Below are 12,978 nucleotides of genomic sequence, written 5' to 3' on the forward strand. Positions count from 1 at the left end.
ATACATTCGCGGCGTGAATGTTGACGTCGCCATCATCGGGGGCGGGCTGCTCGGCCTCGCCACGGCCCGGGCCCTGCTGCGCGAGCGGCCGGATCTCAGCGTCACGGTCCTGGAGGCCGAGGACCGCTGGGGCGCCCACCAGTCCGGCCACAACAGCAACGTCATCCATTCCGGCCTCTACTACAAGCCCGGCGGGCTCAAGGCGCGGCTGGCCCGGGCCGGCGGCGAGGCGATGATCAGCTACTGCGAGGCGAACGGCGTCGCGGTCAAGCGCACCGGCAAGATCGTCGTGGCCACCACCGAACGCCAGCTGCCGCAGCTCGACATGCTGGCCGAGCGCGGGCGGGCCAACGGCGTGACCGTCGAGCACCTCGACCGGCGGGCCATCAACGAGCGGGAACCGAACATCGCGGGCGTGGGCGGGCTCTGGGTGGCCGAGACCGCGATGACCGACTTCGGGGCCGTCGCCCGCACGCTCGCCACGGAACTGACCGGGCTCGGCGCCGGCCTGCGCCTGCGTACACCCGCAAGCGTCTTCGAAGTCCGCGGCGACCGCACGGTCGTCAACGGCGAGGTGAGCGCCCGTGTGGTCGTCAACTGCGCCGGCCTGCACAGCGACAAGGTCGCCGAGGCGCTCGGCGAGAAACCGCCGGTGCGGATCATGCCGTTCCGCGGTGAGTACGCCGAGCTGCGGCCGGGTCTGCGCGGGCTCGTCACGAACCCGGTCTACCCGGTGCCGGACCCCGATCTGCCCTTCCTCGGTGTGCACATCACGCCGATGCTGGACGGCACCGTGCACATCGGGCCCAACGCGGTGCCCGCCCTCTCCCGCCACGGCTACCGGTGGCGCACCGTCGACCCCAGGATGGTGCGCGAGCTGCTCGCCGACCCGGCGCTGCGCGGGCTGGCCAGACGCTTCTGGCGGTACGGCGTCACCGAGATCAGCCGGTCGCTCGTCTGGCCGCTGTTCGTGCGCGAGGTGCGCAAGATGGCGCCCAGCGTCCACGGCCGTGACATGCGCCGGCACGGCAGCGGCGTCCGGGCCCAGGCCGTGACCCGTGACGGCGCCCTGGTCGACGACTTCGTCATCCAGCGGACCGAACGCGCGGTGCACGTCCTCAACGCCCCCTCCCCCGCCGCCACCTCCAGCCTGCTCATCGGCTGCCGCGTCGCCGGCGACGTCTTCGACCAGCTGGGCGACGGCGACGCCGCCCGGGCCGTCCTCAAGGCCGTTCCGTGAGGACAGCGCCTCGGGACCGGACGAGGGGCAGATAGACCTCGTCGACGATCTCGCGCAGCACCTCGTCGGGCGCGGTGGGGACGCCGCGCGTGACGAACTCGTTGCGCAGCAGATCGATCGCGACCGTGGCGACGCGCGGGTGGAGCGCTTCGGGGCGGGCCTCGCCCCGGGCCACCGCGCGGCCGAGGATGAGCAGCCACGTGGCGGCGGTGGGGTCGGCTGAGCGGTCCGGCAGCTGGGCCAACAGCTCCTGGGCGGAACCGGCGGCGGCCATCAGTTCGCGCAGGATCGCGCCGAGCGGCGAGCTCCAGTGCCGGTTGGCCAGCCGCAACGTCTCGAGCGCGTCCTCGCGGAGCGCGCCCGTGTCGGGCGGCTGAAAAGACCGGGCCAGCAGGCGGTACGCCGCGATACCGAGCGCCAGCCGGTCGGGCCACCGGCGGTAGAGGGTGTTCTTGTTGGTGCCGGCGCGCCGGGCCACCCGGTCCATCGTGAGCCCGGCGTAGCCCGACTCGACGAGTTCGTCGGCCGCCGCGCGCAGCAGGGCGTCCTCCAGCTCGGCGCCGCGACGCCGGGTCGCGGGCGGTGCGGGCCGTTTCGTCATGCCTCCAGCATCGGGTTGCCCCCGCGCCGCCGTCAAAATAGGGTACTGAACGTACCTAACGAGGAGGACGCTGATGCGCGGTCGCGGCATCACCTACGACACCGGATTCGTGCGGGACGGGCGTACCTCGCGGCCGGTCTTCGATCTGCGCCAGGTGGCGCGGGAACTCAGCATCATCAGGGCCGATCTGCACTGCACGGCGGTTCGGATCACCGGCGGCGACCCGGAGCGGATCGAGGCGGCGGCGGCGATCGCGCTGCGCGAAGGGCTGGAGGTGTGGTTCTCGCCGTACCCTCTGGAACTGAGCGAGAGGGCGATGCTGGCGCTGTTCGCCGACTGCGCGCGACGGGCGGCGGGACTGCACGGCGATGTCGTCTTCGTCGCCGGGGCGGAGCTGAGCCTGATGAACCCGGGGTTCCTGCCGGGCGGTGACGTCCGGGAACGGGTCGCGTCGCTGCGCCGGCCGGACGGCGTACGGGAAACGATCGACGGTCTGAGCGTACGGCTCAACGACTTCCTCGGGCGGGCCGCGCCGGCGGTGCGCGAGCATTTCCGCGGGCCGCTCACGTACGCGTCGGTGCCGCTGGAGCGCGTGGACTGGACGCCGTTCGACTTCGTGGCCGTGGATCTGTACCGCTCGGCGCGGGTGGCGGACCAGTTCGCCGAGGGGGTACGGACCCTGGTCGCCCAGGGCAAGCCGGTGGCGATCACCGAGTTCGGCTCGGCGACCTTCCGGGGTGCGGGCGACGTCGGAGCCGAAGCGCTCGACATCGTCGAGTACGACCCGGACGGCGGCCCGGCCCGGCTGACCGGCGACCACGAGCGGGACGAGGAGGGCCAGGCCGGCTACCTGCGGGAAACCCTCGAAGTCTTCGACGCCGAGGGCGTGGACAGCGCTTTCGTCTTCATCTTCGCGCTCGGCGACCACGTGCACCGGCCGGACGGCGACCCGCGCGACGACCTCGACCTGGCCAGCTACGGCGTCGTGAAGGTCTACGAGGACCGCACGGGCGAGACGTACCCGGACCTGCCGTGGGAGCCGAAGGCCGCCTTCCACGCGGTGGCCGATTTCTACGGCTGATCGCGCGGGCGCAGGGCCGGGGCGCTCGCGGCCACGAAAACGGCCAGCAGCACCGGGATTCCGAGCGCGACGGGCAGGGTGACCACGGTGGCGGCGGCGCCGATCAGGACCGGGCCGAGCAGGAAACCCAGGTAGCCGATGCTGACCACTGTCGACAGCGCCCGGCCGGCGCGCTCGGGATCCTGGTCGCCGGCGGCGGTGAACACCTGCGGCGCGATGCAGGACAGGCCCGCGCCGAGCAGCCCGAAACCCACCACGCCGGCGAGCGGCTGATTCACCAGCAGGGCGACGCCGAGGCCCACGGCGGCGAGCAGTCCGCTGACGCGGACGAGAAGAACCGGTCCGAGCGTACGGGTCAGCCGGTCACCGAAGACCCGGCCGGCGGTCATCATGACGGCGAAGGCGGCATAGCCGTACGCCGCGACGCCCGCACTGGTTCCGAGATTGTCCCGCAGGTAGACGGCGCTCCAGTCGGCGGCCGCGCCCTCACCGACGAGCGTGCACAGCACGAGAACACCGAGAAACATCAGCCGCAGCGACCGCCGCCCACCAGCCCGCGCCGAGGAGGAAGGCCCTGGCGGAGAAGAAGACGCCGGCGGAGAGAAAGACGCCGGTGGAGAGACGGCCGCCGGCGCGGCGGAAGCTGCCGATGAGGAGGAAGCTGCCGGTGAGGAGGAAGAGTTCGGCGCGGAGACGGACGCCGGCGCGGCGGAGAAAGCGGGCCGCGAAGGGAGCAACCAGGACGCCGACCAGACGGCCAGCGCGACAACGCCGGCCCCGACGGCCAGAAGGGTGAGACCCACACCGGCCCCGGACCGGGCGAACAGGCTGCCGATCATCGCGCCGAGGAAACCGCCGACGCTGTACACGGCGTGGAACGACGACATGATGGGGCGGCCGGCCGCGCGCTGGACCTCGATCGCGTGGGCGTTCATGGCGATGTTGAGCGTGCCGTGCGTCGCGCCGAACAGGAACAGCGCCGCACACAAGGCGGTCAGCCCACCGGCGAACCCGGGCGGCACGAGCAGAACACCCTCGAGGACCATCGCCGGTACGAGCACCCGGCCGCTGCCGAACCGGTCACTGAGCCGCCCGATCACCACCATCCCCGCGATGCAGCCGGCGGCGAACGCCAGCAGCGCCACGCCGAGCCGCCCGTCCCCGAGGCCGAGGTTGCTCTTGACCGCCGGAATGCGCGCCGTCCACACTCCGAGCGCCGTCCCGAAGCCGAGGAAGGCCAGCGACGCCGCCACCCGCCCCCGCCGCACACTTCGATCGACCAACGTCAGTTCCACAGTGACCACTCAAGGTCACATCGCCCCTTGAATCAAGCCCTTCAGGGCACGGGAGTGGGCTTGTCGGCGATCACCTCGTAGACCAGGTCGGTGGTGATGGGACCGATCTGGGCCAGGTCGTCGGTGATCTCCTCCAGGTCGCGCAGGCCGGTGGCGACGATCTCCATCATGTAGCAGGACTCGCCGGTCACCCGCAGGCAGCGCACGATCTGGGGGTGGCGCTCGAGAACCGTCGCGATCCGGGTGTCGAACAAGGGGCCGTCCATCCTCATCCGCACCACCGCGCGCAGCGGGTAGCCGACCGCCTCGGGGTCGACGTGGGCCGCGTACGCCGTGATGATCCGCTGGTCCTCCAGGGCGCGCAGGCGCGCGCGGGTCGCCGAGACGCTGAGCCGGATCTCGCCGGCCAGGTCACTGAGGGTTGCGCGGCCGTCGCGCTGCACGGCCTCGAGCAGCGCATGATCTGTTTCGTCCAGCTCTTTCAGAGCGCCGCCGTTCGTCACCCGGCGATGATGCCGCAGAACCGGCGGCGCGTCGGTAAATGTTCGGCAAATGTGCGGCGCGGGTGGGGCGGATCACGACACCTGAACCCGGCCGGGCCCGCCGCGTCTTCGACGACATGAAGATCGAATCGGACTTCCCCATCACGTCCGCGACATCGGCGCCGCCGTCATCCCGGCGTACGCGGCCCGGGCCGACCGCGCCGGGTTCGCCACGCTGGCCGGTAACTTCGACGCCGCGCGCAAGGCCTGGTCAAAGGCGGGCCGTGACGGATCGCCGCGGCTGATCGCCATCAACTACTTCGCCTTCGACGACCTCGAGCAGGGCCGGGCCGGCGTGGCCGACTACTACGGCACGGCGCCCGCCGCATACCGCGACATCGTCGTCGGCAGCATCGCCGCCGGCGCCCAGGCCGCCCGCGCCGCCGTCCGGGCCTTCGCCGATCTGGGCGCCGACGAGCTGGTCTTCCAGCCGTCCACGGCCGACCCGAACGGCGTCGAGCGGCTGGCCGCGGCCGTCCGCTAAGGCCCATCTGGCGGATCGCCTGGGTCGGAGGCGAGGTCAGGGGGATGGCTGGCGTCGGCCTCGAGGCGGCCGTATACCGGGGTCGTACGGGGGTGTTCCGCAGCCGCCGTCAGGCGCCGCCTGGACCATGCCGCAGCCCGGCGTGATCCATCAGATCGGCCCTGGTTCCATGGGGTGGCGCTCCTGCTCGCGGAGCGCCAGCCACCCCATGGCCCGCAGATATTGCGGCCGGGTGATCGCGCCGGACGCCAACTGGGCGGCCAGGGCGCCCTCGAGGCTCTCGGGCGAGCGCGAGGGCGAGGGCGAGGCCAGGGCCGGGGCCGGGCCCGAGGCCGGGGACGCGAACGGCGCGGAAGGCAGCGGCGGCGCCGAGGGCAGGACCCGGAACCAGGACACCATCACGCCGATCATCAGGGCCAGCAGGATGACCAGCACCGCGACCACCATCGTCGAACACCTCCGCCCTCCAGCCTGGTCGCGGACGGCGTACGCCGACAGGGTCCTTGGTCCCGCCCTCTCGGGGCAGATCGCCCCTGCCGCCCGCCGGCCGCACGGCCGACGATCAAGGGGACGGAAGGGAGAACGGCCATGAGGAATCCGGCAGTGGTCGTCGGCACGGACGGCACCGCCTGCGGCACCGCGGCGGTCGAGTGGGCGGCGGGCGAGGCCCGGCGGCGGGGCACGACGTTGCGGATCGTGCTCGCCTACGACTGGGATCTGCACGAGATCGGCGACGAGTACCTGAACGTGGCGCGCAACCTCGCCGAGACGACAGTGGCCGCCGCACACGCCCGGGCCCGCGCCGTCGAGCCGGGCATCACGATCGAAACCGAGGTTCTTGCGGGGTACGCCGTACCCCGGCTCCGGGAAGCTTCCGCGGGAGCCGCGCTCCTGGTGGTCGGCAGCCGCGGCCACGGCGGCTTCGCCGGGATGCTGCTCGGCTCGGTCGGGCGCAAGATGGCCCTTCAGGCGCCGTGCCCGGTGGTCGTGGTCCGGGGCCGTGACGCCCCCGCCGGCCCGGTGGTGACCGGCCTCGACGACTCCGACGCGATGCTGCCCACCGCCTTCGAGGCGGCCGCGGCCCGGGGGACGGGGCTGACCGTGGTCCGCGCCGTCCGCCCGGCGGTGCCGTTGTGGCTGGGGGTGCCGGCCACCGCCGTACCCCTGCCCGAGGACGACGACGCCGAGCGCGAACAGCTCGCCGCGCAGCTCGCCCCCTGGATCGAGAAGTACCCGGGGGTGCCGGTCACGACCGTGCTGTCGCACGACAGCCCGGCCGCCGCCCTCGTCGCCGCTTCGGCCAGGGCGCAGCTCGTCGTGGTCGGCAGCCACGGGCACAGCAACGTCAGCGGGGCCCTGCTCGGGTCCACCGGCCTGCAGTTGCTGCACCACGCGCACTGCCCGGTGCTGATCGACCGCTCGGCCGCCCCGATCTAGAGCTGCTGGAGCAGGGCCTCGGCCACGGCTTCGGACGACTGCGGGTTCTGGCCGGTGACCAGGTTGCGGTCGACCTCGACGTGCGAGGACCAGGGCGCGCCGGCCTCGACCTTGACGCCGGCGGAGTTGAGACGGTCCTCGAGCAGCCAGATCGCCTTGTCGGCGTTGCCGGCCTGGGTCTCCTCGGCGTTGGTGAAGGCGGTCACCCGGTAACCGGCGAACGCGTTGCGGCCGTCGCTGTCGACGGCGGCCAGCAGCGCGGCCGGGCCGTGGCAGACCACGCCGAGCGGGGTGCCGGCGCGCAGCGCCTCGGCCAGCAGCTCACCGGAGCGGGCGTCGACGGCCAGGTCCTCCATGGGGCCGTGGCCGCCGGGCACGTAGACCGCCGCGTAGTCGGCCAGGTTCACGTCGGCCAGCGCGATCGGGTGCTTGAACTCGTCGGCGGCGTCGAGCACCTCGCGGAACTTCGCGGCGTCCCCGGCCAGGCTGCCCTGGTCGACCGGCGACACCACACCGCCCGGCGTCGCGACGACGATCTCGTGACCCGCCTTCTTGAACTCCTGGTAGGGAACCGCGGCCTCCTCGGCCCAGAAGCCGGTCGGGTGCTTCGAGCCGTCCTTGAGCGTCCACGCGTCGGCGCCGGTCATGATGAACAAGATCTTCGACATGCCTCAACGCTAGGCCGGGCACCCATCGAGCGGCCAATAGTCCAAGGAATGCGTGCGATCGGTTTCCCGATGGCTCACAAACCCGGCTGGGCCGGCATCGCGATGTCGTCGACCTTGACGTTCACACCGGTCACGGTCAGGCCGAAGCCGGAGACCGCCGTCGACACCGCCGCCTGCACGGCCTTGATGACGTCGGCCACGACGGCGCCGGCCGCGATCACCAGCACGACGGTGACCTCGACGGTCGCACCCTTGACCGACGCGTGCACGCCGCGGGTGGCGTCGCCGACCTCGTCCAGGCCGATCCGGTCGAGCACCCGGTCGAAGAAGCGGGCCACGTCGCCGCCGAGGTCGGCCACGCCGGGCACCTCGCGGGCCGCGGCCGCCGCGATCTTCTCGACCACCTCACGGGAGACGCTGTTGACACCCGTCACGCCGTCGCTCATGACACTCCCCCACCGAAACGCCCAGCCGGAAACGCGGGCAGCGTATCAACGATCATGGAATGTCGTTGCTCTGCGGGGCGACGACCGGGGTCATCGCCCGCCATCCGTCGCCGTTGATCGCCCGAGCCCGGGCGGCCAGCCGTCGCAGCGCCTGGTCGGCGGCCTCGGTGCGCTCCGAGCCGCTGTAGCCGATGAAGGCGATCAGGCCAGGTTTCGGCTCCCAGGCGATCGCCGCGTTGCCGCCGAAGACCGAGGTGAGGTCACCGGTGGCGTAGAGATGGTCCTCGTACCCGCCGGCCGCGGCCACCCCGGTGAAGGTCAGGCCGCCGCCCAGGGCCTCCCGCTCGCCCACGTCGGCCGAGCCGTACCGGACCTCGTGGATCGACGCCGGGCGGTAGGTGCCGGAGGCGACGACGGACAGTCCCGGCGGCGGGCTGACGACCGGCCGCCCGCCGGAGAGCCGGACCCGGTCCGCGATCGCCCGCAGATCGGCCGCGGGCAGGTCCCCGCGGACCCGGACGTGCGCAGCGCCGAGCGCCTTGACGACCATCTGGCGGGTGGAGGCCGCCCCGGAAACGGGATAGGTGACCACCGCGCCGTCGTGGCCGAGCGAGCCGCCCGCGCGCCGGACCAGGACCGTCCACGGGCCGCCGGCGGCCGTGGTGTCGCGGCGTTCGAGACCGGTGCCCGCGGCGCAGGCGCCGTCGATCACGATGGCGACCGGCGAGGCGCCGGTGAGCGCGGCGGGCGCGCCGCGGGCCGGTACCCCCGTACAGGAAGAAGGGGTGAGGGTGACCGGAGCCGGCTGCTCGCCTCCGTCGCGGTTGAGGAACAGGAAGGCGACGGCCAGCGCGAGTACGCCGACGACCGCGACCGCCACGGGAAAACGCCGGGGCGGCTTGTCCGGCCCGAAGCTGACGATGTCGGTCACGCGGCTAAGTATCGTTCAACTTCGAATGGTGGCGGCTGTAGAAGAAGTACACGGCCGCACCGAGCAGGAACCAGATCACGAACCGGAGCCAGGTGACCGGGTCGAGGAACGTGATGAGCCAGATCGAGAAGAGCACGCCGACCGCCGGGACGACCGGCATGCCCGGCACCTTGAACGATCGCGGCAGATCGGGACGCCGGTAGCGGAGCACGATGATCGCCACGCAGACCACCACGAAGGCCAGCAGGATGCCGATGTTGGTGAGCTCGGCCGCCTCCCGGATCGGCAGGAAGCCCGCGATGATCGCCGAGGCGGCGCCGGCGATCCAGGTCACCCGGGTCGGCACGCGCCGGCGCGGATGCAGGCCGGCGAACCAGGCCGGCAGCAGGCCGTCGCGGCTCATCGAGTACCACACGCGGGTCACGCCGAGCATGAAGGTGAACATGACGGTGAGGATGCCGATGATGGCGCCGACCGCGATCACGTCGGCCAGCCCGGAGAGGCCGACCGCGGCGAACGCCGACGAGAAGCCGCTCTCGGGGTCGATGTCCCGGTAGTTCTGCATGCCGGTGAGCACGAGGGTGGCCAGCACGTACAGCACCATGGAGATGGCCAGCGAGTAGATGATCGCGCGGGGCAGGTGGCGCCGCGCGTCCTTGCTCTCCTCGGCCGCGGTGCTCATCGCGTCGTACCCGAACACCGCGAAGAAGACGGTGGCGGCGCCGGTGACCGCACCGCTCCAGCCGAACGGGAAGAACGGCGAGTAGTTGCCGGTGTTGATGTGGAAGAACCCGACGACCACCACCAGCAGGACCACGAAGATCTTGATGCCCACCACCACCGTCTCGGCCCGGGCCGCCGCCCGGATGCCCTGATTGAGGAGGTACGCGATCAGGAGGCACAGAATCATCGCGAAGAGGTCCACCACGTGCCCGTCGCCGCTGCCCGGGGCGCCGAGCATCCAGGCCGGCAGGTCGAGGCCGAGCTCGCCGACCAGGAACGAGAAGTAGCCGGAGATGCCGATGGCCACCACGGCCACGATCGCCGTGTACTCGAGCAGCAGATCCCATCCGATGAACCAGCCGACGATCTCACCCAGGACGACATAGCCGTACGTGTACGCGGAGCCGGCCTTCGGGATCATCCCGGCGAATTCGGCGTACGACAGGGCGGCCGCCGCCGAGGCGATGCCCGCGATGAGGAACGAGATCAGGACCGCCGGGCCGGCCGTCTCGTGCGCCACGGCCCCGGCCAGCGCGAAGATGCCGGCGCCGATGATGCCACCCACCCCGATGGCGGTGAGCTGCCACAACCCGAGCGAGCGCTGCAGGTCGGTGCCGCGCTCGTCGTCCATGTCCTCGACGGGCTTGCGCCGGAAGATGCCCTCCATTCCCTCACCTTGCATCAACACACGTAAATGCGCTAGACCTTCACAGATCGGCCACCCGACCTCCGCGCCCGATCCCTAGCGTTCCCGGCATGCGCGTCACGATGATCCTGCCCGCGTTGACCGAGGCCACCAGCCCGCTGTTCCGCCCGATCAAGTATTCGCTCTTCCCGCCGCTCGGGCTGGCCACGCTCGCGGCCCACCTCTCCCCCGACGACGAAGTGCGCATCCTCGACGAACACGTGTCCACGCTCGACGTGGACGACGACACCCCCGACCTCGTGGTCATCCAGGTCTACCTCACCTCGGCCCGGGCGAGGACACGTGGCCGGAGTTCCTGGCCGACTTCCGCCGGGGGGCTTTCGCGAGCAGATACACCTCTTCCCGCCGTACGCTCGTGGGCCTCCCGCCGATCCGCCGGGACCTGATCCAGCGGCACCGCTACCTCGTACCGAACTCGATCGTGGTGACCCGGGGCTGCCCGCACCACTGCGACTTCTGCTACAAGGACGCGTTCTTCACCGGCGGCAAGTCGTTCTACACGCAGCTGGTCGACGACGCGCTGGCCGAGATCGACCGCCTGCCCGGCAAGCACCTGTACTTCCTCGACGACCACCTGTTCGGCAACAAGCGGTTCGCCACGGCCCTGTTCGACGGCATGCGCGGCATGGGCCGCGTGTGGCAGGCGGCGAGCACGGTCGACGCCGTACTCGCCCCCGGCCTGCTCGAAAAGGCGGCCGACGCCGGCCTGCGCAGCATGTTCGTCGGCCTGGAGACCATCAACGCGGCGAACCTGCCCGCCCAGCGCAAACGCCAGAACGTGGGCCGCGACTACAGCGCCGTCGTCCGCCGCCTCCACGACAGCGGCGTCATGATCAACGCCAGCTTCGTCTTCGGCATGGACGACGACACCCCCGACGTCTTCGACCGCACGGTGGCGTGGGGCGTCGACCACGGCCTGGAGACCGCGACGTTCCACATCATGACGCCGTATCCGGGCACGGCCCTGTACAAGCGCATGGAGCCCCGCCTGCTGCACCGCGACTGGGACCGCTACGACACCCGGCACGTGGTCTACGAGCCCCGGGGCATGACCGCCACCCAGCTCGAGGAGGGTCACTGGCGCGCCTACCGCGACTTCTACCGCTGGCGCTCGATCTGGCGCGGCGCCGCCGGAAAGCCACCCCGCTCCCGCCTGCGCCACCTGGCCTACGCCGGCGGCTGGAAGAAGTTCGAACCCCTCTGGGACGCCCTGATCAGATCCGGTCAGGTGCTGCGAGCCCTCCCCCTACTCGAACACGCCCTTTCCTGGCGCGGCCAGTCCCCGCCCATCCCGAAGATCCGAACTCAGGAGTCCCGTACGCATGCCCAGCATGCCAGAGCCGAACAGCTCCGCCAGCGAATCCTCCCCCGGGCCCGTTGACGACCAGCGCCGCTCAAACGAGGCCCGCTCCGCGCTCCTCAGCGAAGCGGCAGAGACGTTCTTCGCGGAACAGCTTCACAAGCTGGGCCTTTCTCACGATCAGGTAGAGGCCCAGAAGGAAGCGGAACTCAAGACGTCTCTGGCGGTAATCGATGACGCGCTACAGCATCCCGATTCCTTCGGCACGATCACCGTCGACATCACACCCCAGACCACCCGAATCGATCTGCCCGGCACCGGCATCGACACGCTGGCAAAAGGGCTCGGGGTAGTCGGAATTGCGGCCTTTGCAATATTGTTCGCGGCCTACTACCAGTTCTATTCCACCGTCGGGGTCAGGCCGGAGGACATCGGCGTGAGTTACACCTACGTCGTGACGCGGTCCTTCGGCATGGCCTTCGTGTTGATCGCCGCAGTCGCATACGCTGAATACCCCCTCGTGATGAATGCAACGATGATCCGCCGATCAGCCGCAAGGCGATCGCCGCCATCCTGCTCGGATTCGCGACGAGGCTGACCACCTATGCCCATGACCAGGGAGAAAAGTCAGAAGAGGGGAAGAGGTAAGCCCCCCAAAACCTTTTTCCCAAGTCCGGCGTCATTTGTGCGTTAGACCTCGGACGCAATGCGTCGACCGCGTACGTACTCACCACGGGACTGAATCCCGGAGATTCCGGGCGGTGGGAACTCGTCTATCTGCCGGTTCTCATGATTGCGGTCTCGGCCACATCGCAGGAGGGCTGCCGGGGGCCGCTGGTCGCCGGCCACTGGAGGGGGTAGAGGCCCGGACGGGCTGCGCGCGGTGTGGTTGGTCATGGTTTCGGCGTACCGGGCACGGGCGGGACCTATCGTTCTGCGGGTGACACTGCAACAAGGCGCCCGTTCGGGGACCGAGACGCTGGCCCGTGTGATTACCGAAGTCTTCGCCCCGGCGGTGCTGGTCACCGCCCTTCTGCTGGTGGTGGGCGGGTGGTGGGGTGTGCCGGCGGCCGTCTTCACGGCGGGCATTCCCATGGCGTACGTCTTCCGGGGCGTGCGACGCGGCGACTGGGCCGACCATCACATCCCCGAGCGCGCCCACCGCCGCGCGCCCCTGCTGTTCGGGGTGGGCTCGGTGGCCGTCGGGCTGACCGCGCTGATTCTGCTCGGGGCGCCCCGGTCGCTGCTCGCGCTGATGATCGCCGGCGTGGCCGGCCTGCTGGTCTTCGGTGCCGTCACCGCGTTCTGGAAGATGTCCATCCACGCCGGTGTCGCCGCCGGCACGGTCGCCGTCCTGGTCGTCGTGTACGGGCCGTGGGCGCTGCTCAGCGCCCTGCTGCTGCCCCTGATCGGCTGGTCCCGCGTGCGGCTCACCGCGCACACGCCGGCCCAGGTCGTCGCCGGGACGCTCACCGGCGCGCTGATTGCCGGCATCGTCTTCCCCGCGCTGCGCTGATCGACGGG

General features: G+C 71.2%; 16 protein-coding genes. 8 read left to right on the top strand and 8 right to left on the bottom strand.

The genetic code is table 11. From position 1 onward, the window contains the following. The first annotated feature begins 13 nt into the window (after nt 1-13). Nucleotides 14-1,240 (top strand): L-2-hydroxyglutarate oxidase, encoded by a 1,227-nt coding sequence (lhgO, locus tag ACGFJ7_RS46065; protein WP_392648792.1) that lies wholly within the window; start codon nt 14-16, stop codon nt 1,238-1,240. On the opposite strand, the gene ACGFJ7_RS46070 is transcribed toward lhgO, so the two are convergent. Beyond that, nucleotides 1,224-1,841 carry a TetR/AcrR family transcriptional regulator gene (locus tag ACGFJ7_RS46070; protein WP_360257941.1) on the bottom strand — a complete coding sequence of 206 codons (618 nt, stop codon included), beginning with the start codon at nt 1,839-1,841 and terminating at the stop codon, nt 1,224-1,226. The two genes, lhgO and ACGFJ7_RS46070, sit on opposite strands and share 17 nt — an antisense overlap. 73 nt (nt 1,842-1,914) lie before the next feature. Between ACGFJ7_RS46070 and ACGFJ7_RS46075 the strand changes: the two genes are divergently transcribed. Beyond that, complete coding sequence (locus ACGFJ7_RS46075) at nt 1,915-2,922, top strand: hypothetical protein (protein WP_392648796.1); 1,008 nt, start codon at nt 1,915-1,917, stop codon at nt 2,920-2,922. On the opposite strand, the gene ACGFJ7_RS46080 is transcribed toward ACGFJ7_RS46075, so the two are convergent. Continuing rightward, nucleotides 2,913-4,217 carry an MFS transporter gene (locus tag ACGFJ7_RS46080; RefSeq protein WP_392648799.1) on the bottom strand — a complete coding sequence of 435 codons (1,305 nt, stop codon included), beginning with the start codon at nt 4,215-4,217 and terminating at the stop codon, nt 2,913-2,915. The two genes, ACGFJ7_RS46075 and ACGFJ7_RS46080, sit on opposite strands and share 10 nt — an antisense overlap. A 41-nt stretch (nt 4,218-4,258) precedes the next feature. Continuing rightward, entirely contained in the window at nt 4,259-4,720 is a 462-nt protein-coding gene (locus ACGFJ7_RS46085) for an Lrp/AsnC family transcriptional regulator (RefSeq protein WP_360257934.1), read from the bottom strand. 334 nt (nt 4,721-5,054) lie between these two features. Between ACGFJ7_RS46085 and ACGFJ7_RS46090 the strand changes: the two genes are divergently transcribed. Then, nucleotides 5,055-5,243: a hypothetical protein gene (locus ACGFJ7_RS46090; protein ID WP_392648802.1), complete on the top strand. Its 189-nt coding sequence runs from the start codon at nt 5,055-5,057 to the stop codon at nt 5,241-5,243. Nucleotides 5,244-5,393: 150 nt separating this feature from the next. Here the strand turns inward: ACGFJ7_RS46090 and ACGFJ7_RS46095 are convergent, their stop codons facing one another. Beyond that, a complete protein-coding gene (locus ACGFJ7_RS46095; RefSeq protein WP_392648805.1) occupies nt 5,394-5,690 on the bottom strand; it encodes a hypothetical protein in 297 nt (98 codons plus the stop codon). Between the two features lie 141 nt (nt 5,691-5,831). Here ACGFJ7_RS46095 and ACGFJ7_RS46100 point away from each other — a divergent pair, with 141 nt between their 5' ends. Further along, nucleotides 5,832-6,680: a universal stress protein gene (locus tag ACGFJ7_RS46100; RefSeq protein WP_360257924.1), complete on the top strand. Its 849-nt coding sequence runs from the start codon at nt 5,832-5,834 to the stop codon at nt 6,678-6,680. Here ACGFJ7_RS46100 and ACGFJ7_RS46105 read toward each other — a convergent pair. From ACGFJ7_RS46105 to ACGFJ7_RS46120, 4 genes are all read right to left on the bottom strand, one after another. Further along, on the bottom strand, nt 6,677-7,348 hold the full coding sequence (locus tag ACGFJ7_RS46105) for a type 1 glutamine amidotransferase domain-containing protein (RefSeq protein WP_360257921.1): 672 nt from the start codon (nt 7,346-7,348) through the stop codon (nt 6,677-6,679). The two genes, ACGFJ7_RS46100 and ACGFJ7_RS46105, sit on opposite strands and share 4 nt — an antisense overlap. A 74-nt stretch (nt 7,349-7,422) precedes the next feature. Then, on the bottom strand, nt 7,423-7,794 hold the full coding sequence (locus tag ACGFJ7_RS46110) for an Asp23/Gls24 family envelope stress response protein (protein WP_360257919.1): 372 nt from the start codon (nt 7,792-7,794) through the stop codon (nt 7,423-7,425). A gap of 52 nt (nt 7,795-7,846) precedes the next feature. Then, nucleotides 7,847-8,725 carry a hypothetical protein gene (locus tag ACGFJ7_RS46115; RefSeq protein ID WP_392648810.1) on the bottom strand — a complete coding sequence of 293 codons (879 nt, stop codon included), beginning with the start codon at nt 8,723-8,725 and terminating at the stop codon, nt 7,847-7,849. Between the two features lie 4 nt (nt 8,726-8,729). Continuing rightward, nucleotides 8,730-10,115, bottom strand: a complete 1,386-nt coding sequence (locus tag ACGFJ7_RS46120) for an amino acid permease (RefSeq protein WP_360257914.1) — start codon at nt 10,113-10,115, stop codon at nt 8,730-8,732. A gap of 89 nt (nt 10,116-10,204) precedes the next feature. Between ACGFJ7_RS46120 and ACGFJ7_RS46125 the strand changes: the two genes are divergently transcribed. The 4 genes from ACGFJ7_RS46125 to ACGFJ7_RS46140 all read left to right on the top strand — a co-directional run bounded on the left by ACGFJ7_RS46125 (nt 10,205) and on the right by ACGFJ7_RS46140 (nt 12,970). Next, a complete protein-coding gene (locus tag ACGFJ7_RS46125; RefSeq protein ID WP_392648812.1) occupies nt 10,205-10,540 on the top strand; it encodes a hypothetical protein in 336 nt (111 codons plus the stop codon). After that, nucleotides 10,510-11,535 (top strand): B12-binding domain-containing radical SAM protein, encoded by a 1,026-nt coding sequence (locus tag ACGFJ7_RS46130; RefSeq protein ID WP_392648815.1) that lies wholly within the window; start codon nt 10,510-10,512, stop codon nt 11,533-11,535. Before ACGFJ7_RS46125 ends, ACGFJ7_RS46130 begins: the two co-directional genes overlap by 31 nt. Continuing rightward, entirely contained in the window at nt 11,486-12,052 is a 567-nt protein-coding gene (locus ACGFJ7_RS46135) for a hypothetical protein (RefSeq protein WP_392648818.1), read from the top strand. The genes ACGFJ7_RS46130 and ACGFJ7_RS46135 overlap by 50 nt, the downstream gene beginning before the upstream one ends. A gap of 390 nt (nt 12,053-12,442) precedes the next feature. After that, nucleotides 12,443-12,970 (top strand): phosphoesterase PA-phosphatase, encoded by a 528-nt coding sequence (locus ACGFJ7_RS46140; protein ID WP_360257907.1) that lies wholly within the window; start codon nt 12,443-12,445, stop codon nt 12,968-12,970. Nucleotides 12,971-12,978 lie beyond the last annotated feature (8 nt).

This window comes from Actinoplanes sp. NPDC048988, from assembly GCF_043197815.1.
Taxonomy (GTDB): domain Bacteria; phylum Actinomycetota; class Actinomycetes; order Mycobacteriales; family Micromonosporaceae; genus Actinoplanes.

Bases quoted from the DNA above. Each gene is read 5' to 3' on its own strand.
- ACGFJ7_RS46110 (WP_360257919.1), bottom strand. From the start codon at position 7,794: ATGAGCGACGGCGTGACGGGTGTCAACAGCGTCTCCCGTGAGGTGGTC.
- ACGFJ7_RS46135 (WP_392648818.1), top strand. From the start codon at position 11,486: ATGCCAGAGCCGAACAGCTCCGCCAGCGAATCCTCCCCCGGGCCCGTT.
- ACGFJ7_RS46125 (WP_392648812.1), top strand. From the start codon at position 10,205: ATGCGCGTCACGATGATCCTGCCCGCGTTGACCGAGGCCACCAGCCCG.
- ACGFJ7_RS46105 (WP_360257921.1), bottom strand. From the start codon at position 7,348: ATGTCGAAGATCTTGTTCATCATGACCGGCGCCGACGCGTGGACGCTC.
- ACGFJ7_RS46100 (WP_360257924.1), top strand. From the start codon at position 5,832: ATGAGGAATCCGGCAGTGGTCGTCGGCACGGACGGCACCGCCTGCGGC.
- ACGFJ7_RS46095 (WP_392648805.1), bottom strand. From the start codon at position 5,690: ATGGTGGTCGCGGTGCTGGTCATCCTGCTGGCCCTGATGATCGGCGTG.
- ACGFJ7_RS46120 (WP_360257914.1), bottom strand. From the start codon at position 10,115: ATGGAGGGCATCTTCCGGCGCAAGCCCGTCGAGGACATGGACGACGAG.
- ACGFJ7_RS46070 (WP_360257941.1), bottom strand. From the start codon at position 1,841: ATGACGAAACGGCCCGCACCGCCCGCGACCCGGCGTCGCGGCGCCGAG.
- ACGFJ7_RS46075 (WP_392648796.1), top strand. From the start codon at position 1,915: ATGCGCGGTCGCGGCATCACCTACGACACCGGATTCGTGCGGGACGGG.